This window comes from Shewanella ulleungensis, from assembly GCF_014648315.1.
In the GTDB taxonomy this organism is placed as follows: Bacteria; Pseudomonadota; Gammaproteobacteria; order Enterobacterales; family Shewanellaceae; genus Shewanella; species Shewanella ulleungensis.
In genome coordinates, this window is the sequence record NZ_BMQW01000001.1 from 168,054 (window position 1) to 188,433 (window position 20,380).

The window sequence follows — 20,380 nt, forward strand, 5'->3', positions numbered from 1 at the left end:
GCTTCTTATCACGTATAGAAATGGTAATCTGATTGTGTTCGAACGTGTTTAGTTGCCAATGTGTTGATGCAGACTAAACAGGTTGATGACGGTGTAGGAGGTATCATTTGAAACGATTTGAAAGTTTAAGTTACCTGATTTCCCATCTCAATATTGCCTTGCAGCAAGAACTCGACACGCGTTTAAAGCGTTATGAGTTAGACAGTAAATTATGGCCGGTATTATTTACCCTATGGCAAGAACAAGGGCTAAGCCAAACTGAGCTGTCTAAACGTTGTGATGTGGCCAACTACACCATGACCCGCCTGCTAGACAACCTACAAGTACAAGGGTATATCACTCGTCACCAAGAAGCCGACAATCGTCGCGCTTTTCAAATATTTTTAACCGACAACGGCAAAGCATTAGAGCAAGACTTAGTGCACGAAGCCGAGTGGGTCAATGAACGCTTTTTAGATGTTCTCACTGAAGCTGAACAAGATGAATTTATGCGCCTGTTGAACAAGGTAAATCAGTTTAGCTCTTAAGGGTTAAGCAAAGCTTTGCATTTGTGCCTTATAAGTCAGTATATCTGACTTATAAGGCACAAAACATGTTGGTATCGATCATTATGGATATTCTGGAGATCCGTTTTTGCATTACTTAAATAATGGTAAGGCCGTAAGTAATAATTGATTCCATTCTCACACTACTAGTTATTAAATAGAACCCAACAAACTTAAGTGTACGTATCTTTGGCATGAGTGTAGGTGATCAGCTTGTTCGTTTGGTCAAATCTATGCCTATCACTCGTATCTCGTCAATATTTGTAAACCGATGGGATATATCATCCCAATGATTTTGTAAATTGTGGATAAGATTTTCAAAGTTAAGTTTGTCATCAGTATCGGGTCGCTCCCAATGTTGTTTGTTTCCGTGATAAACAAGCAGGAATATTCCACGACTAGACCGAGTATCTCGTAAATATTGACCACACAATTGAGCTTCTAGCCTTTCAAATAAATCTGGACCAGACCATTTGTCTGCTAGTTTTAGCTCCATTGGCACAGGACAGTCTATACCACTTGAGTGCCAGCGAAAATCGGGACGTTTTGCATCCGCTAGTTCCTCTTCTTGAGGTATAGAGTATCGTCCCCTTGAGCGATCTCGACACCAATTCCCGATGAATTTTCTAATTTCTGTTTCTAATTTAATTGGTTTCAGGATCGAGGCAATGCTGCTATCTCCATCCTCGAGATCATGCTTAAGATCTCTTATACGCATCACCGCAAGCTCAAATAATTCATTATGATTTCTTGGTGTTTTCTCCTGTTCATTTTGAAAGTGACAAATGTCATTAGCAATCCATGGAATAAGATCAATATCTTGTTCTGCACGAGTTTTAGCTTCTCTTTTCAGCCAAGAGCGTACGTTACCATTTGGATGTTGATCTGAAATAGATAGGAGTGCTTCAAAAGTTTCTTTACCAGAAATATTACATAATAATCTGATTAGCTTGTCTCTTCCATCTTGGGCGTCATCTCTCAATTCAGGAGAATATACTCCTCCAGAAGCTCGATCTATATCCTCACTTTCTTTTATGTATTGATGCATCAACAAATAAAGGTGTTTTAAATATTTAGGTGTTTTAAAGTTATCCCTTACATAGGTGCCACGACTAAGGCGAGTACCAAGTAACTGGGCTACATAGACCATAGCGCAAGTAGTTTTGGTCGCGTCATCAGAAAGTACTTTTAGATAATCTTCAAATTCGGATATTGCTTCGCTTGGATTAACCCCAGTCCAAACTGCAAACCAATAAGCTTCACGAACATGCTCTGAAGTAGTTACTCTTGTCGTAGCTAATTTTGTTATTGCTTCATTGCTAATGCTAGAGCCTTGTATAATATTCAGTATTTTATCCAAACTCTGCAAGTTTCTGGGCTCGGAAGATTGAATTGCTGAGCAAAGTTTTGAGGCTAGGGAATCCCAAATCCACTTCCCAGACCAAACGATACGACTTAGAAGGTAGTGGCTTTCTGTTTCCACATTTTCATTAGCAAGCTCATAGTTAATCTCTTCGAGTGATAATTTACATATTAAACCTGGAAATATTGAGAACAATTGCTCAAACCAAAATGGAAATCCATTTAATTCATGCATCGCGTACCTAAATGCAGTCTCTGCATCTTTTTCAGTAAGTGTAGATGGCCATAAAGGTATTTCATTCGCTTCAATTGCTAAACCTATTAGACCAAAGCAAGTTATATAAGGTGTGCTATTAGCTGGAGCGCCTTCTGAACGCAATATGGGCAAATTATTACGCCAATAGGAGACAGCTCCATCACGGAAAGCGAGTGCAACAGATTGACCAAACTTACTTACGAGAAGCTGCCAATTTGATTCTGAACGGCTCGAATTATCTTCACTTAATTGGTGGAGTTGATCGTAAAGGTACAATTGGGCATTTGATAGATTGTTAGCTCCTTTAAGACCATTATCACGTAATTTTTCAATATTCTCATTTAGGTATTCGTACCATTCTGCATGCCTAATACCCTCTCTTTGCTTTCTACTATCATTTTGTTTCTTCCAACGAACTTCCTGTTGTCGCTGTTTTTTATTTCTTTTGCGTTCTTCTTCAGTTTGTTTCGGTGGACACATAAAGTTAGAGAGCTTTTCTTCTAATACAGGATTTCCACATACTGATTTTTTTAATGTTCTTCGTTTTTCAGGCTGGCGCCCTGATTGTAAATAAAGCTCAAAAGCTAATGAAAGCGCAATAAGTTTGTCATCGATAAGTGGGCGAGAAGCGATAAATTCAATAATGCTTTCAAAGTCATTGATAGCAAAACCAACAACTGAGTTCCAGGTTCCTACTCTTCGCCAGTGGTCTAACCCTTCTTTTTTGCTTTCACCAAGTTCCTGACGTTTATTTTCAACTAAAAACCAAAACAGCGTGAGATTTAGCTCAGGCCACTCTTGAACTAGCTGTTTTAAGTTATTCTTATTGTCCCTATCGAAGTCAAGATGGTGCTCGCGCTCGTAATGTGTATACATTGACAGGATCGATAAAGATGATGAGTTTAATGCCTCCGAATTCCTCTCTAGAATTAGATGCTTTACAGCAAAAGCAGCAGGTTCGAATATCCATGCATACTTGACAGAGATTTTACTGTCTTCTTGCTTACCAAGTGGAGGTTCATTGAACAATAATGTCGCTTTTTCAATAAAGGGAGCTAAAAATGGTAAGTTACAGCGCTGGACTAGTGATGTTGTTTCACGCTTGAGTAGGTCTACGTTATTCTCGTTAGGTGCTTTGGCTTTGTTAAAGCAAGCGAAGAGCCATTCAATATTGATATCTGAGTTTGATAAGGATTGCACAAACTCTGCCAATATATCGCGTTTGAGTTCTGTTGACTCGTTTAAGTACCTATCTCTCAGGTTGTTCTTTTCTATATCTGAACCAAGTGAAAAAACTGCTCTCAAAGCTGCTGTGCGGGTATAGCGTTCGGTGGTCGGGGACTCTGCAATTTGGATAGCTTCTGGCAATAAACTAGAAAGTTCACCCTGCCAGACCATTCGCATAAGAAGCCAAATTACTTCGTCATCAGATCTATATAAATGGAATAATCTTCTTATTTCATCGGATAAGTCAGGTGTTGCAAACCTTTGAATGGCATTAGAGTCAGATGACGAGTGTTGTGAACCTTGATTTGAGATTTGATTGCAGACTCTAGATAAAATTTGATTACGAGTTATAAGAGGTAATTGGCTTGGATCACCGCCTTCAAAAAAGATTTCTGGTGCCATAGTTGATACTTTTTCGCATATTTTCTCATCGAATATCACTAGCCATGGCAAAATTGGCCGCATTGAAGGAACGATTACATTTATTCCATATTGTTTTTTAAAAAATAACTCTTCTATTCGTTGTCGAGAAGCCTCATTTTTGAGTAAATCTGCAAACCATTCCGCAGTTAGGTATTCGCGAACGGATCTATGATGAAAACGTACGGTGCCATAAATTGCCTCATCGAAAATGGGACGCGATAATAGAGCTGAACACTCAAGAGCGGTCCAATCGTTTAGCACTTTATTTATAGACAAGCCATCAGCTTTACTCTGGCTATCAGGGACAAGGATGATCTGTTTACGAGTCAAAGTAGAAGCAGAAGCTACTAACTTTGCTCCATTTCGCGTTTTCTCAGTGGATATCGGAATGATTAAATCACGGTTTTGATCAGATTCTCTTAACCTTTGATTGATACTATTTTGCATCAGCTCTAAACGGCTGCCTATACGGTTTTCACATAACCAAAAATCTATTATCTCGACTAGATCTTGGGGGCGTTTCGTATGCGTCCATGCTTCTGCGCGTTCAAGAGCATCTAAAAACTGTTGGGTATCTAGTACGCCACTAGCCTTGGCGAAATGTTCGATCTGTTTTACTGCTAGATCTTCTAAAGCAAGAATTGTAAAAGTTGGTTCTTGCTCATCTTGCTGAGAGATATTTTCTTTCTCTTCTGTATTTTCAATGGGTCTAGTATATGGGAGTTGTTTACTGCAAAGTTCTAAGTCTGTTTTTGGGCGCCAAGCAGATGCTCTCCCTGTAAGTATGATATGAACACGCTGAAATGATAATTTAAGTTTTAGTCCAATTTTCTTGATGGCTGTATCAAAGTCACGTGGTGAACGTAATTTGGCTTCATCTATGGAATCAAGAAGTAGCCAAGCTTCGTCATTTGAAGATATCCAGTTTTCAAATTCATCTAAACTTCCTTCTTCAAATGCTAGTTCGAAATCATCAGCAATATTTTCGAGTCTCATAAAAAAGGCAATTTTACCTTGAGCCCTTAACTGCTGAGTAATTTGCCGAATTTCTTCTGTTTTCCCTGAGCCTGCTTCTGACAAAATGATGGTGCGATACTTTGAAAGTATGTCACTCCAGATGGTCTTTTCTGCACTTAATCCAATCCAATCCAAATCTATTCCAGTATCGTCATCACTTTCAGTTAACTTACGGAATGTTCTGTTTAGTTCGATATACATCAGCATTTGGCCTAGACAAAAAGTATTGATTGTATTTGACAACGAATAGCCCTTTCTTTGCAATGGTTTTGATGGAAGCAATTGTAGTTATTTAATATTTTATGAAAAGTTAAGATGCTTAGGTTTGTTTCGAGGTGATCATTTGTATTTTCAAATTAAAAGCGATGCGAATTGAATCCATCGGATTAACTACGATACTTTTTCTAATTTATGTCAGGCTAACTAGATTGACTGCTTTAACTCATTTATGCCCTAAAGTTTGCTAGCACTTGTTTAGTTAATCGAAAACTGACGAACGAGTTACCCTAATAAAACTCATCTATTTGGCTAATGTTTGGCTCTACCGTAAAGCGACTAAAAATGCATGGGGATACAGTCGTATTTAAATTGAGATGCTTTTGAGTGTTTTTAAACTCATTAGTTTGCGCGTTTTTCCGGATGGTGTATTTGATGAAAAGCTGTTAAGTTCATTGCATACAGATAGTTAATTGTGCGCGATTTCATTGGTCTAATGAGGTAAACGCGCATGCGCACTATACAAACGTTATGTGTTTAAGGATATATGAGTATATTTAATCTTTTTATGATCCTATTTATTCCGATAGGAACATATTTCCTAAACTACTTTAGAAAACGCATGAGTCCATACTCTAAAGCACAAAGGGTTAGCTATTTTATTTTATCTATAAGCATGGGAGCGGGCCCATTTATTTACTTGCGGTCAATTGAAAGTGAAGGTGGTTTAGGTTCTGCATTGGCTGTAATATTGGTTGGAGTCTCATTTTTTTGGTTTTCTATCGTTGGTGGTAGAGAAGCAACACAGAACTAATAAATATGGATAAAAAACAGTTGGCTGTTTTCATTCCTCAACATTTTAGCCAACAATTTTTTGCCCATTATTAGGGCGGTTAATCCACAGAGATTTTAATCCGAAACTCACGAATTAGGGCTAAAAATCTAACAAACTTCTGTCCATAAATGCGTTAGATCGTTCAATTACAAAGAAGGTTGAATCGAAGATATCCATACGACGGATGTAATCGCGGCTATGACCTTCGAAAACATGGATGTTTTCGCAGAGCGCCCATGGATGGGTTTACCGCGTGTCATAGAAGTGATTTCATTGAGTATCGTTGCCCATTGGTAAAACAGAGCCTCCCACAGCAAATCCATTAGCGATGAAAAAATCAGCTCAAATGGCATCGATAAATTAGCGTGTAAAAATATAAAGCTTATATTTCAACAGCTTAGCTTTTCATGTGTAGTAGTAATAAACCCTATAAATATTCTTGTCCAACTTTGTGGAATGACTAACCTGAAATTCTTAGATGATGATGGCTTAGTCTATTTACATCAATAGGTTACATTGATACATTTAATACAAGTGAAGTAGATATTTATTCAATAAGCTGAATGATAGCCTGTTAACTTCGTGAGGAGACAATAAAATCAAAGTTTTAAATATTATTTTATCTTTAGTCATTTTTAGCGCTGTTGTTGAAGCGAACTATAAACCTCCTGCTGAAGAGTCCAGTCAAGGAAGCACAGCTTCGGTTACTGTTGAGGCTGCTTCCAAGCTGGTAGATATTGATAAATTAAAAGTCTGTGCGGGAACAAATCCTTATTGTTCATTATCTTTAGGGGTTTTCTATTTATATGAGAAGGGAGTACAGAAAAACTATCAAGCAGCGTTTGAACTTTTTTCTTTTGCTGCAAAACATGACATTGGTAGTGCACATTTTCATATCGGAATTATGTATAAAGATGGCTTGATAGCCGGTAAGAGTGATTTTATACAAGCATTTAAAGCTTTTTCTTCTGGAGCTAGTTTAGGAGATCGCCCTTCGCAAATCTTTTTGGCATCAGCATATGAAACTGGAGAAGGCGTTAAGATTAACTTAAAGAAGCTCTTAAGTGGCATTTGACCGCCGCACAAGATGACGATATAGAACAGCTCAAAGTCTGTGATTATTATATAAATGGTTGGGGAACGAAAATAGACTACAAAAAATCGTTTGAGTATTGTAGGCGAGCATCTATAAATGGTAATGCGGAAGCAACGCAAAGATTAGCCAATCATTTCTATAGAGGATGGGGCGTTGAGAAAAATATAATGAAAGCCTATAGTCTCTTAATCGTATCGAAAGAACTAGGTAATACTTCTGTAGATAAATACCTATCTTACATTAAGACGTTGTTGTCAGAAGATGAAATACTTAAGTCACAAGTGGAAGTTGAGTTTTGGCTTGAAGAAATAACTATCAATAAATTGCAAAATATCCATCTAAAAAGGACGTCTGGACTTTAGAATTAAGCTTTACTAAATTTTAAAACAGCCATACTTCCTCTAACCCAAACAAGCATGATTAGAGTCATAGTCCTAAAGCATTTTTGTCCAAAAATGCGTTAGTTCTTCCAATTTCAAATAAGGTTGAATCGAAGATAGCTATACGACGGATGTAATCGCTGCTATGACCTTCGAAAACATGGATGTTTTCGCAGAGCGCCCATGGATGGGTTTACCGCGTGTCATAGAAGTGATTTCATTGAGTATCGTTACCTAGCACCTTAATTTAACCTGAGCTAGATAGCTTCTAAAGTAGTGACCTATTTTCGTTGACCACTCTTGCTCTGGTGCAGGCGAAGCAATAAAAAGCACAAACACCTGGGTCCCGGCTTAAAAGTATTACCGGGACGACGTGAGAGTTGGGACGACGAGAAAGTAGTAATATTTTGTCCAATAACACGTTATTGTGTAACCCTCCCTTAAAATCAAAAATGCTTTAATTCAACATAAAATCTCAATTTATAAGGATGTAAAATGGACGTCGATGTATTCAATAGAACGCACACTAATGACAAAATAATCAGTGGGTCTACTTACAATTTTGTCATTGGCTTAACGCTGATTTGGGGTTTTGCCATCAATTGGCTTATGGTGCTGAATATTTCAGTTGAATCAATCAGTAGCATTAATCCTATTATTTTCTTTATTGGGTATTTTGCATCGTGCTTTTTCGGTATTTATCTTTTTAAAAAATCAGAGAAGCCTATTGTGAGCTTTATTGGCTATAACTTTGTGGTGGTACCTTTTGGGCTGATTATTAATCTTGTGGTGAGTCAATATAATCCCGATATTGTGCAAGAGGCCATTAGGGTTACTGGGATGGTAACGTTTGTGATGATGTTGTTAGGCTCGATGTATCCGGCATTTTTTAATAAGATAGCGGGCGGGTTAACCATTGCGTTGATTTGTGTGATTGTTGTTGAGCTTATAGAAATATTTATTTTTGATACCCATCACGGTATTTTGGACTGGATTGTTGCGCTGATTTTTTGTGGCTATATTGGCTATGACTGGGCACGTGCTAATGCGATCCCTAAAACATTTGATAATGCCGTCGATAGCGCTGCAGCCCTGTATATGGACATTATCAATTTATTTTTACGTATACTCAGAATTTTGGGGCGAAAGTAGCTCACAATGAACGATTCATATCTATCGTTTGTGTGCTTGCTCATATCAGCGTTTAAATGGATGTGATAAGCCCCTAGAACGGTAGTCGCTACTTATTTATACTATTGCAGTTGGCTTATATTTACGCCTTCTGCAGTGGTATTGCCACGCGTTAACTCATTTTTATAAAGCTGTTCATTTCAATTTTAAGCCCACTTTTAGGTACAACTCTATGGCATTTAATGACTTATTTAGATTGAGCTCGCATGCGGTGATAACCAATGCTGTAGGGGAGGTTTTGTTATTAAAAGCTAATTACGGTGATAAGCATTGGGGCTTGCCAGGTGGCGGCCTTGACCCTAATGAAACCATTCATCAGGCATTATTACGAGAATGCCAGGAGGAGTTAGGCTGTGAGGTGAAGGTTAACTATTTATCTGGGGTGTATTTTCACTCTGCTTATCAATCACAAGCGTTTATTTTTCGTTGTGAGTTAACCAAAGAAGCGGTCATTAACTTAAGTGATGAACACAGCGATTATGCGTTTTTCGCTGTTGCTGACCTGTCAGCGGTGCAGCAACAACGAATTAACGATTGTCTAGCTTTTAACGGTCAGGTTTTCAGCGCTGCTTTCTAACGCGGCGTGATGCCAAACGGTTAACATGTTCATGATATCTTGTGAGTCTTGCAATTGTGCTAATGGTCTTGGTACTGTGTATTGCTTACTGTCTAGAGCAGCTAATAACGCTTCTACTTGGTAGTAAAACCCATTACCTTTGGCCGTAACGTTCACAATTTCGGCATCTTGCTCATATAACCTAACCGAGAAATGATTACCCTGAGCTTCTGGTAACCAGGGATTTGAGGTGAACTCAATACTGCCCAAGCTGCCTAAAATAGTAAATCCGGCGTGTAAGCCATAGTCTTCAGCTGTGTGTAAATGGCATTGCACACCGTTAGCATAAGTCACAATAGCCGTAGATTCACAAATATTGCCATCTTCTCCACGTCGGCCCGTGGCTTGCAATTGATAATGCTGGCTGATGCTATTGCCAAACTGTTGCTGCATGACTAACTGCATTAGAGATGCTGGGTAGCAACCAAGATTAAACAGCGCGCCAAGACTGGCAGGATTTACAAATTGGCTGATGGCGGCGCAATACTGACCACGAATGCTTTTTACTTCACCAATAATACCAGATGCTAATGTTTGAGATAATTGCTGCATAAATGGATGCGCAAGGTACATTAACCCTTCTAAAAAGAACACCTTGTTTTGCTGAACAGCATCAAGGCTTGCAATGGTAGATGGCATATCTACTGAGAGAGACTTTTCACATAAAATCGCTTTACCCGCATTGGCCGCTTTTATGATGTATTCATGGTGTAGGTGATTAGGCAGAGCAATATAAATAACATCAACTTCAGGGTGATTGATTAACAAATCAAAATCAGTAAATTGATGTGGTATTTGATATTGGGTGGCAAACTCAGCCAATGTTGTCGTGTTGCGTCCTGCTACGCCATAAATTGTGCTTTGACCTTGTGCTTTTATTGCATCAGCCATGACACCAGAAATAAAGCTGGTGCCTAAAATACCCCAGTTAATGATTTTACTCATGGTTATTCCTCAGTGGCCAGGCGTTGATAGTCGAAGGCTTGTTTTAGCTCGGTTAATCCAGCGTTAATAAAGGCTTGAGTGTGAGGTGCTGCAAAGTGGGCGTCAAAGGCGGCTTGGTCATCATAACGCTCCCAAAATACAAATTGTTTAGGATTGGTTTTATGTTGAGTTGCCATTGCAAGTGAACAGCCTGGTTCGCTATTCATGTCGGCACAAAATTGGCGGATTGCAGCAAGGCCTTGTGCTAACGAAACGTTATCTTTAATGTGAATTTCAGCGGTAATAAATATGCCTGCTTGATCTAATTTGTAATCCATAACAACTCCTCAATAATGATGGCTCATCGTAAACCAGTTTTCGTAGCCGTAACACTAATCGCTGGTGTTTACAGAAAACACTATGGGTTTATAATGGTGGCATAAATGTGTGGGAGTCATTATGGATAAATTAACCGCTATGCAAGTATTTAGCTGCGTAGCAGAGCAGGGCAACTATGCTGCGGCTGCGCATCAATTTAATATCAGCCGTACCATGGTAAGCAAGCATATTAATCAGTTAGAAGGGTATTTAGGCGTTAAGTTAATTAATCGCACTACTCGCCAACAAGCGTTAAGCGAATCTGGTCATCTCTATTATCTTGAATGTAAATCCATTTTGGCCGCAATCTCTGCCGCTGAAAACACTTTACAATCCATGACTGGCACCGTCAGTGGTAGCATCAAAATTAACGCTCCCGTGAGCTTTGGTAATGCAGTACTGGCGCCGATTGTGAATCGTTTTTTATTAGCGTATCCGCAAGTCAATGTTGATTTACGCTTAGACAATAACCTTGTTGACCCGATGTTAGACAGTGTCGATTTATTGGTTAGGATTGGTGAACTTAGCGACTCAGCCTTGATTGGTCGTCATATTATGAATTATCACATGCAGTTTTGTGCATCGACGCAATATTTAGCCCAACACTCAGAGATACGATCGAACGCCGACCTTCGTGACCATCACTGTCTTGGGTTTAGTTACTCAAGCAATGGCTCGCTGTCTGTGGCGCACCAGCAAATATTTGGCAAGCGTCAGTTTAGGCTGTCGTCAAATAGTGGCGTGGTACTAACTCAAGCTGCCATAGATGGTTTAGGTGTCGTGTTACAACCAAGTATTGTCGTTAAAGAAGCAATAGATGCTGGCCTCCTGGTTAATATTGCGAGTTTAACTCCGCCTGAGGCCATGCCGATCCATTTATTATATAAAGATAAAAATTTGCCGTTAAAAACGCGCTCGTTAATTGAGTACATTGTTAAGCAAATTTTTGAACAATAAAGAATATTTAGCACTTAATCATACCTTTTAGTACGATGTCATCATAAGTGACAAAGCCTAAAATGTTACCGCTTTCGACCACGGGTGCTTTGTTAATATTAAAGCGTTCAAATAGTCTTGCGGTATAGCGTACATCCATATCGGCAGGTACTGAAAATACCGGTTTTATCATGATTTCATAAATATTGGTGCGTTCGGGCGACTTGTCTTTAGCGAGTACTTTACGGGCAATATCACTCATTAATACCATGCCGTACTCGTCATGTTCATTGCGCTTATTGACCACTAGAATACTGACATTTTTATTAATGGCCACTTGGATAGCCTCTGCCACTGTGTGCATTCCGTCAACCATGGCGTAACGCTTATTCATCACATCACGGTTGAGAGTAGGATTGTTAATGGTCATATTTGATCCTCAATGTCTTTACTCAACTTTTCAACCTGATGCGCTACACCTACGGCATCTTCAACATCGATTTGAATCGCAATGCCTTTACCTGAGTTAGTATCAAACTCACCCACTTTAGCAATGGTTTCTAAAATGCAGCGACACATATGCTCTTCAACTAGCCATAAAATAACATCACGTTGTACATCTAAGGTGAGGCCCATAAAGGTTTTCTTTTTTTCTAATCCTTCACCGCGAGCATGGTTTATTACCGTGGCGCCAGTGGCTCCAGCAAGGCGTGCGGCATCGAGTACTTTGTCGGTACAATCTTCGTCAACAAAGGCGACAATTAATTTAAAACGCATAGTTACTCCTTAATCGCTTTTCGTTTGGATAAATAGTCAACGATTTGGGCATAACCCATTACGGTGATCATCGGAAATAAGCTGGCAAAGGCGATTAGACCAAAGCCATCTATTAATGGATTACGTCCTTCAACATTAGTGGCTAACCCAAGACCTAAAGCCGCCACCAACGGAACCGTCACGGTGGAGGTGGTCACGCCGCCAGAGTCATAAGCAAGGGGCACAATCATTTTGGGAGCATAAAAGGTTTGAACTACCACAATGACATAGCCAGCCATAATGTAATAATGGATGGGATCGCCAACCACAATTCGAAAACATCCCAAGGTAATTCCAATGGCCACCCCAAACGCGACAGAAATACGCAACCCTTGGATACTTATGGTGCCAGCAGACACTTGATTGGCTTTAATTGCCACCGCTATTAACGAAGGCTCGGCAATGGTGGTGCTAAAGCCAATGGCCGCTGCAAAAACATATACCCAAAAATAATCTTGCCATATAAAAGGTGCTTTGCTGCCATCCGGGTGTAAAAACTCGCTGGTGGTTAATTGGTTTGCCATGCTTTCCCCAATAGGGAAGAGCGCGAGTTGTAAACCGACTAGGAAAAAGGTTAACCCTATAATCACATACACAAACCCTAGTAACACTTTGCGCCACTGGGTAACAGGGCGTTTGAGTACCCCAAGCTGAAAGCCAAACAAAATCACCGCAATAGGGATCACATCGCGGGCAGTAAGCAAAAATGTGCTAATCAGCTCAGTAAACAAATTGGCTCCTTATAGTTAGCATCAGTTTAAAAACACCATGCCGTAGATTAATACAAATATCATTGGGCTAAGGCTGGCAAAAGCTATCAATCCAAAACCATCTAACATCGGGTTTCTGCCTTTAATTACACTGGCAAGACCAACACCTAATGCTGTCACTAAGGGCACGGTAATGGTTGATGTGGTGACACCGCCAGAGTCGTAGGCAATACCAATAATATTGGCAGGCGCAAAGCTGGTGAGAATCATCACTAATACATAACCAGCAATAATGATGTAATGAATAGGCCAACCTTTAAGAATCCGGATCACGCCAAGTAAAATGGCTAAACCGACCGAAATCGCAACTGTTATTCGCAATCCCATCGCGTAAGCACTCATGGCCTGCTCATTGGCTTCAATCGCCCCCGCATTAGCGGCAACTTTAGCCGCTTCGTTGGCCACAGCGGTTAGTGCAGGTTCAGCTAATGTGGTACCAAACCCCAATGAGAATGAGAAAATCACTAACCAAAATACGCTGCCTTTACGTGCTAATGCTTCTGCTAATGATTCACCTATGGGAAATAAGCCCATTTCTAAACCAAACACAAAAAATGTTAACCCCAAAACAATAAAGACTAAACCAATAAGGATAGAACCTAGTTCTGCTGGGGCTTGATGAAGGACAAATATTTCAAAAAAACTGACCACTAAGATGATAGGGACAAGGTCTTTAAAGCTACTGAACATGGATTGGAGCAATTTGACGATGGCAGACATCTATACTCCTAAGGTCATTGATTGTGATACGGTTTGGCAGTCATTCTGATTAATAGAAATAATAAGCCCTTTATTGAGTGTGACTGTCGATAGTAAATTCGCAACATATTGTTTACATGGATTTTCATTAAATTGACTCACGTCATAAAAATCAGGCAAACTGTGTCATAAATCTTTAACTGCTTATTTACGCGCCACGCAAAAATAGGGGTTGGGTTATAAATAAAAAGGACTTTAACAATGAAAAAAACACTTTTACGCTTATCAATTATCGCAGCATGTGCCAGCCACATGGCTTACGCTGAATCTACTGACACGGATACGGTTGATTTCTCACAGGCATATCAGCAGTACAACCAGGCTGTTGAGGCTAATAATCAAGTCGATATCATTACCTATGCCAAGCAAGCTTATGATCTTGGAGCAACAAAATTTGGCGCAGATAGTATTGATAGTGCAAAGTTAGCGATGAATTGGGCTAATGCTATTGTTGAGCAGTCAAAGCAAAATAATAATGGCCGAGTTGTTCAAGATGACTCGGTGATGAAAGCACAACAATTATTTGAGTCAGCTTTAACAGTGTATCGTCAAAAATTACCTGAAAACGATATTGCCTTTGTTGATCCACTAGTGGGGTTAGCAGAAACCACAGCTGATGATGCCTATGCAAAAAAAGTGTTGTTTGAGGCAATCGATGTAGCCCAAGAGTCTGATAATGAACTCACTGTTGCTGAAGTGAAAACCTTGGCTTTTTATCGCCTTACAGGTACGGACTTTTATACCCGAGCCGTTAGAAGTTTCGCTTTTGATGCTTATGATATTTATGTCAGCAAGCTACCTGAAAACGCGATAAAACGTGTTAATGCAACATACCTTTATGGTGCATTAAATGAGGCTATGGGTAAGCACACTAAAGCCGTTGATGCGCTAGTTGAGGTGATAAAACAATATCAGGCATTGCCCTACAGCCATCCGCATGAACTGCGTGCTCATGCTTTGCTCGTTGATATTTATCAAAAGCGAGGTCAGGGTGACCAAGCCACTGAGCATTGTATTGCTATTGGTAAAATGACGCCATGGAATGAACATCAAGAACAAACGCCGTTATTTAGAACGCCACCTGATTACCCTCAGTCTTATGCAAAGCGGGGTAAAAGTGGTTGGGTACAATTAGAATTTACCGTTGATGAGCAAGGTTTTGTACAATCACCACAAGTATTGGACTCTAAAGGCGGTAGTCAGTTTGAGAAAGAGTCAATTGAGGCGCTAAGCCAGTGGCGTTATGCGCCTAAATTTGTGGATGGTAAGCCAATCAAAGCTACTTCAACCGTTCAAATTGATTTTAGCCTTGGTTAGAAGTTATTAGATATGATTAACTGAGTAAATACATACTCAGCATGCCTACACAAACAATCACAAAGCCAGATTCAATCATGAACTGGCTTTTTTGTAGCTGTTTTTTACCTTGCTTTAAAATGGTTACCAATTGGTTTTGCTTGTATATGCGGCAAGAGATTAATGAGGTTTGTGGATCGGCAATTAGTTGGAAACGACACTTTTTGCCGTTATCGAGTAATACATCGTGCATACTTTGTAAACCAAAGTTAAATTTGCGCGACACCACTTTACCGTTGATAAAGACTCGTTCTAGACCACACCAATTACTGGCTTGTAATTCGATATTGTCTTGATTGAGGTGGTAAGAGAATTTAATCATAATGCTCATCCTTTCAAATGATAACCGCGTGTTTACTATACCCATCACTCAACACTGCCTTAGCGTATTCTTCTTTGAAACTATTTATCGGCAGACATACAACTGTAAAATATAGTTGCATTAAGTACTAATAAAGCAGAGCAATGTGACAATTTCCAGTACAGAAATATGAACGATTTAAGAATTAAAGCTATGTTGTTGCTAGCTATGAGAATATTTATTTTTATATTTTTTATTGCAAAATTTTAATGATTAAGCTTTGCGTATGATTGCGTTTATTGGCAATAGCATGGATGTGAATGTTGTAGATTGAATCGATGTTGGTATGAGTGAAGATCACCATTAGACGTAGGTAAAGCCAAATAGCTTATAGACCATAGTTATATCATTTGTCGGTTGCTGGCCTTTTAGGCAGTGTAATAGGCCTTTAATAAGTCTTTCCAAGTAATAATACCCACGATGTGGTTGTTTTCTAATACAGGAAGACAGCCAATGTCATGCTCTAAAATCAGTTTACTGGCAAGATTAATGTCGCAGTGTGGTGCTATAGTGATTGGATTATGGCTCATCACTTGATGAACGCGTTTTTGAAGTGTTTCGGTATCTCTTATTAACTCTGCCGCAGTGCCTATATTGGGGCTAAGCGCCCTTAAAAAGTCACGGTGAGACAGAATGCCGGCTAGGTTGTTATCTTCATCGATAACCAGTAAATGGTGAAAGCTGACATTGTCGAATATTTCTTTGGCAACTGAAAGCCTGTCATCCATTTCAATAGTGACAACACGGGTGATCATAATATCAGTGACCTTGATGTGGCGGTGTGATGATTGATCTTCTGTTTCATTGAGCGTGTCCTCTAATGTAGCATTTAAGGTTGCTTTCAATGTTTCGTTCGATGTGTCTGTCGATGCTGGCATAGATGATTCTCCACTCATTTATTCTTTTATATCAGATAAATATTAGCGTAACAATCAAATAACAACCAATAACAATATCAAAATGAATACCTTGAGGTTTGCTTTATGATGCCGCGTGCTCCTGAAGTAAATGACCTGCCAGGTACTTTTGGTATTTAAGTGGTTTGAGTTGATGGATATCCACTAAGACCAAACCATCGATGCAATCGCCAAATTCAGGGTCGATACCAAAATCCAAAAACTTAACTCCTTGGTTGTCGCAAAGTTCACCATATTGCTTAAATAAAGTGGGTACAGATACGGCCATATTTGCTAGTGTCCTTTTGAGTATTTTAAAATTCTCTGCGTAATCACAACCATTAAATAACTGCTCAAGTTGCTTTATTTTATCTTGAGTAAATTGATAGGAGTTAAAAGAGCAGGCTAATACTTCCGCGCTAGCGAAGTGATGTTGATAGAAAAAAACCAACATTTCTTTTGCTTGCAATGGCAGGCTATCGCTTAATGATACGGGGCCGAATAAATAGCGGTACTGTGGGTTACTCACTAAATATGCGCCAATCCCTTGCCATAGATATTCTAAACTGCGTCGCCCCCAGTATTTAGGTTGTACGAAGCTGCGCCCAAGTTCCAAACCTTGATCGAAATAAGGGTGGAACGCTTGTTTATAATCGAATAATGACTCGCTATAGAGTGAATCTTTTCCTAGGGTTGCATGGAGATTTTTGGCACTGGCAAAACGATAAGCACCGACAATTTCTAAATCATCTTTATCCCACAGTACAAGGTGTAAATAATGATTGTCGTACTTGTCTGTGTCGCGCCTCTTGCCTGTTCCTTCGCCCACAGCACGAAATGCAATTTCACGTAAACGGCCAATTTCACGCATTATCGGGTTACTTTGGTGATGTTTATAAAGATAGATTAGTTTGTTGTCCTGGGTTTGCCCGAGTAACTCACATTGTGATAGTGCGCTTTGTAGTTCACTGCGTTTTTCTGGGTGAGCGATGGCGTTCTGGGTGGTGAATAACGGGCTGCGATTTTTACCGATGCGGTACAAATGATTTTTAAGCAGTTTTACTTTAGTTTTTAAGGGGAAGTCTTGATTACTAACCACTTCTTTGGCAATCAGTTGCCCAATACGAACAGGCATAACTTGATCCACTTGTTTAAACATTTCTTTGACTAATAGTAAAGTGGCTAAGGGCTTGTAAATCATTGAGGCGCCATAGAAGGTGGCGGAGTTTTTAGCGTCAACATATACGGGTAATAACGGTGCATTACAGGCGCGCGCCATTTTTAAAAAGCCACTGTGCCAATGTAGATCTGTGACGCCAGTTGGACGTAAGCGCGACACTTCACCCGATGGAAAAATGAGCACAGCGCCCTCATTTTTAAGGTGATGGTGTATTTCGTCTAAATGTTGCTTTGGTGTTCCACCTGTCATGTTGCGCACCGGCAATAAAATGGAATGAAGTGGTTTGATGGCCATTAATAATTCATTAGCAACCACTTTGATGTCAGGACGGACCTGACTAATGAGTTTGATTAAGGCTAGTGCATCGAGTGAGCCGATGGGGTGATTGGCGTAAATCACGACACGACCTTCATGCGGAATATTTTCAATCTCGTTATTGGGTACGCTATAGGTAAAATTTAAGCAGGCTAAGATTTGTTCGACAAAATCGACACCGGATAAATGAGCGTGCTCATTGGCAATATCATTGCATTGTTTTTCGTGAAGTAAATAACGCAACATGGCTTTGGTTGGCGTGGCTAACCAGGGTTTGTTGTGTACGTTCGGCAGATTTTTTTCTACCACATTATCAACGGTAAATATCATAATATTGCCCTTACTTATGCGACATGTTGTTTTTGAGGTTTGTTGTATTTATCGCTATGTTGATTAACTAGCTCGATACTTGCGACCGTTTCTGCCTGCAAGGTTTGTTCATTCCATTTAAGCAGTTGTACGCTGCCAGTAAGGGATTCTGCAATGAGGGTGCAGTTTTCAACCCAATCACCGTCATTTGCATAAATTAACGGGTGTTGATTAATGGTGTGCTGCGACAATTCTGGCTGGTGGATATGGCCGCAAACCACCATGTCGACGTGTTTTTTTGCGGCGTAACGCAATACTGCATCACGGTATTGGTTAATCGCTTGTTGAGCTTTATTTACACGTAATTTGATGTAACTGGCCAGAGACCAATAGGGATAGCCCATAGCGCTTCTTACTGCATGCAGTTGTCTGTTTAACCACAGCAGTATGTCGTAAAGGTGATCGCCTAATTTAGCGTAAGCGCGACTGATACAAACTTGTGAGTCAAATTGGTCGCCATGCAGCATCAGAATGCGTTGACCATTGATAGATTCATGAATGTGTTGCTTTGCTAGCGTGACGCCTCTGAAGTGGCTGTCTGCATAGGCTTTAAAGGCTTCATCGTGATTACCTGGAATAAAAAATACTTGAGTGCCATTGCTGGCAATGTCTAAAATTTTTTTGATGACACGGTCGTGACTGTCAGGCCAGTACACTCTTTTTTTAAGTGCCCACACATCCACAATATCACCCACAAGATACAGATAATCGCATTGGCTATGATTTAGAAAATGCAGTAAAAACTCAGCTTTACAATCAACACTGCCAAGGTGTACATCGGAAATCCACAACGCATTAAAATGTTGAATCTTATTGGGAAGAGTTAGGTGTGATAATGGTTGACGCTGTGTGAGATTTTGGGTGTTTTTATGACTGTTTTTGATCATCTGCCTAGCCTCAATACATAAGTTGAGTCAGTGTTAATTTAGGGTAGGGCAGCGATTTTACAGTTAGGTGAACGATTTATTACAAATCAGTGATTTATACTGGTGTAGAAGCAATAAAAAAGGGAGATGCTAATGCATTTCCCTTTTTGTTAACACGATAGTGTTGAATTACAAGCTAGCAAAATGAAGCCTGTTATGAGCCTATGTCACCTATCTCGCTGCATCAATAATGGCTTTGGCCATTTCATCGGCAACTGAACCTGTGGTGCGGTTTTCGCTGTCAGCACGGCTGAATATAGTAAGCAAGGTATTGTAAATTTGCTCTACCTTTGCCTTAGATGCAGCAGCGTCATAGTTTTTCTCAAATGAGACGTTGATAATACCACCTGCGTTAATGACATAGTCAGGAGCGTATAAAATACCCATTTGTTTAAGTTTTTCACCATGGCGAACTTCTGCTAATTGGTTGTTAGCACAACCTGCAACAATAGTTGCTTTTAGTAACGGTAAGGTAGAGTCATTTAAGGTGGCGCCTAATGCACAAGGCGCATACACATCAACATCTTGGGTATAGATATCTTGAGGGGCAACAACGGTAGCGCCAAACTCAGTCGCTACACGGTCAAGTGACGCTTGATGAATGTCAGTAACAATCAGCTCAGCACCTTCTTCGTGTAAATGTTTACACAGGTAATAGCCAACGTGTCCTACGCCTTGTATTGAGATTTTAATGCCTTTTAAGCTATCAATACCACGCTGATGCTTAACCGCTGCTTTGATACCTAAATAAGTGCCTAATGCCGTTAACGGCGATGGGTCGCCAGATTTGCCTTCTAGGCCTGCTACAAATTCAGTTTCTCGACTGGCTATCATAATGTCGGATGTTGAGACGCCAACATCTTCTGCCGAATAGTATTTACCGCCTAGGCTATTAACAAAACGGCCAAATGCTAGGAATAACGCTTCGCGATCGGTCGTTTTAGGATCGGCTATAATAACGGCTTTACCGCCGCCCATTGTTAAACCGGCAAGGGCATTTTTATATGTCATGCCGCGAGAGAGACGCAATACGTCAGTTAACGCTTCGTCATCTGATTGATAGTTCCACATACGGCAACCACCTACAGCCGATCCAAGGTTAGTATTGTGAACTGCAATGATGGCTTTTAAGCCACTTTGCTTGTCATGACAAAATACCACTTGTTCGTGTTCATCGAACGAAACATGATTAAAAACTGCCACGTTGTTATCTCCGCTTACTAGCATGTT

Annotated in this window: 19 protein-coding genes and 1 pseudogene; 8 read left to right on the plus strand and 12 right to left on the minus strand. The window is 39.9% G+C overall.

All coding sequences use genetic code 11. The annotated features are described in order from the left end of the window. The first annotated feature begins 107 nt into the window (after nucleotides 1-107). Nucleotides 108-527, plus strand: a complete 420-nt coding sequence (locus IEY40_RS00750) for a MarR family winged helix-turn-helix transcriptional regulator (protein WP_188952420.1) — start codon at nucleotides 108-110, stop codon at nucleotides 525-527. Between the two features lie 226 nt (nucleotides 528-753). Here the strand turns inward: IEY40_RS00750 and hyoA are convergent, their stop codons facing one another. After that, entirely contained in the window at nucleotides 754-5,073 is a 4,320-nt protein-coding gene (gene hyoA / locus IEY40_RS00755; protein ID WP_188952422.1) for an NACHT domain-containing antiphage protein HyoA, read from the minus strand. 1,544 nt (nucleotides 5,074-6,617) lie between these two features. Between hyoA and IEY40_RS20285 the strand changes: the two are divergent. From IEY40_RS20285 to IEY40_RS00775, 5 genes and pseudogenes are all read left to right on the plus strand, one after another. Next, nucleotides 6,618-6,740: pseudogene (locus tag IEY40_RS20285) on the plus strand (hypothetical protein); the annotation flags it as partial. A 45-nt stretch (nucleotides 6,741-6,785) separates the two neighbouring features. Then, nucleotides 6,786-6,956, plus strand: coding sequence for an SEL1-like repeat protein (locus tag IEY40_RS20150; protein WP_229776964.1), 171 nt, complete (start codon nucleotides 6,786-6,788; stop codon nucleotides 6,954-6,956). Beyond that, nucleotides 6,953-7,339 carry a tetratricopeptide repeat protein gene (locus IEY40_RS00765; RefSeq protein WP_188952424.1) on the plus strand — a complete coding sequence of 129 codons (387 nt, stop codon included), beginning with the start codon at nucleotides 6,953-6,955 and terminating at the stop codon, nucleotides 7,337-7,339. The genes IEY40_RS20150 and IEY40_RS00765 overlap by 4 nt, the downstream gene beginning before the upstream one ends. Nucleotides 7,340-7,852: 513 nt before the next feature. Then, nucleotides 7,853-8,509: a Bax inhibitor-1 family protein gene (locus IEY40_RS00770; protein ID WP_188952426.1), complete on the plus strand. Its 657-nt coding sequence runs from the start codon at nucleotides 7,853-7,855 to the stop codon at nucleotides 8,507-8,509. Between the two features lie 211 nt (nucleotides 8,510-8,720). Beyond that, entirely contained in the window at nucleotides 8,721-9,125 is a 405-nt protein-coding gene (locus IEY40_RS00775) for an NUDIX hydrolase (RefSeq protein WP_188952428.1), read from the plus strand. Here the strand turns inward: IEY40_RS00775 and IEY40_RS00780 are convergent. Next, a complete protein-coding gene (locus IEY40_RS00780) occupies nucleotides 9,087-10,109 on the minus strand; it encodes a Gfo/Idh/MocA family protein (RefSeq protein WP_229776965.1) in 1,023 nt (340 codons plus the stop codon). The two genes, IEY40_RS00775 and IEY40_RS00780, sit on opposite strands and share 39 nt — an antisense overlap. 2 nt (nucleotides 10,110-10,111) lie before the next feature. Continuing rightward, a complete protein-coding gene (locus tag IEY40_RS00785; RefSeq protein ID WP_188952430.1) occupies nucleotides 10,112-10,426 on the minus strand; it encodes a putative quinol monooxygenase in 315 nt (104 codons plus the stop codon). A gap of 121 nt (nucleotides 10,427-10,547) precedes the next feature. Between IEY40_RS00785 and IEY40_RS00790 the strand changes: the two genes are divergently transcribed. Beyond that, the gene (locus IEY40_RS00790; protein WP_188952432.1) at nucleotides 10,548-11,423 is read left to right on the plus strand and encodes a LysR family transcriptional regulator; all 876 of its coding nucleotides are present in this window, start codon (nucleotides 10,548-10,550) and stop codon (nucleotides 11,421-11,423) included. Nucleotides 11,424-11,430: 7 nt separating this feature from the next. Here IEY40_RS00790 and IEY40_RS00795 read toward each other — a convergent pair whose 3' ends face one another. Genes IEY40_RS00795 through IEY40_RS00810 form a run of 4 tightly spaced genes read right to left on the minus strand, consistent with a single transcriptional unit; the run spans nucleotide 11,431 to nucleotide 13,708 of the window. Continuing rightward, nucleotides 11,431-11,832, minus strand: a complete 402-nt coding sequence (locus IEY40_RS00795; RefSeq protein WP_188952434.1) for a CBS domain-containing protein — start codon at nucleotides 11,830-11,832, stop codon at nucleotides 11,431-11,433. After that, nucleotides 11,829-12,179, minus strand: coding sequence for a P-II family nitrogen regulator (locus IEY40_RS00800; protein WP_188952436.1), 351 nt, complete (start codon nucleotides 12,177-12,179; stop codon nucleotides 11,829-11,831). Before IEY40_RS00800 ends, IEY40_RS00795 begins: the two co-directional genes overlap by 4 nt. Nucleotides 12,180-12,181: 2 nt before the next feature. Further along, a complete protein-coding gene (locus IEY40_RS00805) occupies nucleotides 12,182-12,949 on the minus strand; it encodes a DUF1538 domain-containing protein (RefSeq protein ID WP_188952438.1) in 768 nt (255 codons plus the stop codon). A 21-nt stretch (nucleotides 12,950-12,970) separates the two neighbouring features. Continuing rightward, nucleotides 12,971-13,708, minus strand: a complete 738-nt coding sequence (locus IEY40_RS00810; RefSeq protein WP_188952440.1) for a DUF1538 domain-containing protein — start codon at nucleotides 13,706-13,708, stop codon at nucleotides 12,971-12,973. Nucleotides 13,709-13,948: 240 nt separating this feature from the next. On the opposite strand from IEY40_RS00810, the gene IEY40_RS00815 reads away from it, so the two are divergent. Continuing rightward, on the plus strand, nucleotides 13,949-15,064 hold the full coding sequence (locus IEY40_RS00815) for an energy transducer TonB (RefSeq protein ID WP_188952442.1): 1,116 nt from the start codon (nucleotides 13,949-13,951) through the stop codon (nucleotides 15,062-15,064). 16 nt (nucleotides 15,065-15,080) lie between these two features. Here the strand turns inward: IEY40_RS00815 and IEY40_RS00820 are convergent, their stop codons facing one another. From IEY40_RS00820 to IEY40_RS00840, 5 genes are all read right to left on the minus strand, one after another. Beyond that, nucleotides 15,081-15,425 carry a hypothetical protein gene (locus IEY40_RS00820; protein ID WP_188952444.1) on the minus strand — a complete coding sequence of 115 codons (345 nt, stop codon included), beginning with the start codon at nucleotides 15,423-15,425 and terminating at the stop codon, nucleotides 15,081-15,083. A 407-nt stretch (nucleotides 15,426-15,832) separates the two neighbouring features. Then, a complete protein-coding gene (locus IEY40_RS00825) occupies nucleotides 15,833-16,219 on the minus strand; it encodes a CBS domain-containing protein (RefSeq protein WP_188953431.1) in 387 nt (128 codons plus the stop codon). A 226-nt stretch (nucleotides 16,220-16,445) separates the two neighbouring features. Next, nucleotides 16,446-18,185 (minus strand): bifunctional ornithine lipid synthase OlsF, encoded by a 1,740-nt coding sequence (gene olsF / locus IEY40_RS00830; RefSeq protein WP_188952446.1) that lies wholly within the window; start codon nucleotides 18,183-18,185, stop codon nucleotides 16,446-16,448. A 14-nt stretch (nucleotides 18,186-18,199) separates the two neighbouring features. Continuing rightward, nucleotides 18,200-19,111, minus strand: coding sequence for a UDP-2,3-diacylglucosamine diphosphatase (locus IEY40_RS00835; protein WP_188952448.1), 912 nt, complete (start codon nucleotides 19,109-19,111; stop codon nucleotides 18,200-18,202). Between the two features lie 210 nt (nucleotides 19,112-19,321). Continuing rightward, nucleotides 19,322-20,353 carry a Glu/Leu/Phe/Val dehydrogenase dimerization domain-containing protein gene (locus IEY40_RS00840; protein ID WP_188952450.1) on the minus strand — a complete coding sequence of 344 codons (1,032 nt, stop codon included), beginning with the start codon at nucleotides 20,351-20,353 and terminating at the stop codon, nucleotides 19,322-19,324. Between the last annotated feature and the right edge of the window lie 27 nt (nucleotides 20,354-20,380).

Excerpts from the sequence above, each read along its gene's own strand:
- IEY40_RS20150 (WP_229776964.1), top strand. The coding sequence starts at position 6,786 with ATGTATAAAGATGGCTTGATAGCCGGTAAGAGTGATTTTATACAAGCA.
- IEY40_RS00770 (WP_188952426.1), top strand. The coding sequence starts at position 7,853 with ATGGACGTCGATGTATTCAATAGAACGCACACTAATGACAAAATAATC.
- IEY40_RS00775 (WP_188952428.1), top strand. The coding sequence starts at position 8,721 with ATGGCATTTAATGACTTATTTAGATTGAGCTCGCATGCGGTGATAACC.
- IEY40_RS00780 (WP_229776965.1), bottom strand. The coding sequence starts at position 10,109 with ATGAGTAAAATCATTAACTGGGGTATTTTAGGCACCAGCTTTATTTCT.
- IEY40_RS00785 (WP_188952430.1), bottom strand. The coding sequence starts at position 10,426 with ATGGATTACAAATTAGATCAAGCAGGCATATTTATTACCGCTGAAATT.
- IEY40_RS00790 (WP_188952432.1), top strand. The coding sequence starts at position 10,548 with ATGGATAAATTAACCGCTATGCAAGTATTTAGCTGCGTAGCAGAGCAG.
- IEY40_RS00795 (WP_188952434.1), bottom strand. The coding sequence starts at position 11,832 with ATGACCATTAACAATCCTACTCTCAACCGTGATGTGATGAATAAGCGT.
- IEY40_RS00800 (WP_188952436.1), bottom strand. The coding sequence starts at position 12,179 with ATGCGTTTTAAATTAATTGTCGCCTTTGTTGACGAAGATTGTACCGAC.
- IEY40_RS00810 (WP_188952440.1), bottom strand. The coding sequence starts at position 13,708 with ATGTCTGCCATCGTCAAATTGCTCCAATCCATGTTCAGTAGCTTTAAA.
- IEY40_RS00815 (WP_188952442.1), top strand. The coding sequence starts at position 13,949 with ATGAAAAAAACACTTTTACGCTTATCAATTATCGCAGCATGTGCCAGC.
- IEY40_RS00820 (WP_188952444.1), bottom strand. The coding sequence starts at position 15,425 with ATGATTAAATTCTCTTACCACCTCAATCAAGACAATATCGAATTACAA.
- IEY40_RS00825 (WP_188953431.1), bottom strand. The coding sequence starts at position 16,219 with ATGATCACCCGTGTTGTCACTATTGAAATGGATGACAGGCTTTCAGTT.
- olsF (WP_188952446.1), bottom strand. The coding sequence starts at position 18,185 with ATGATATTTACCGTTGATAATGTGGTAGAAAAAAATCTGCCGAACGTA.
- IEY40_RS00835 (WP_188952448.1), bottom strand. The coding sequence starts at position 19,111 with ATGATCAAAAACAGTCATAAAAACACCCAAAATCTCACACAGCGTCAA.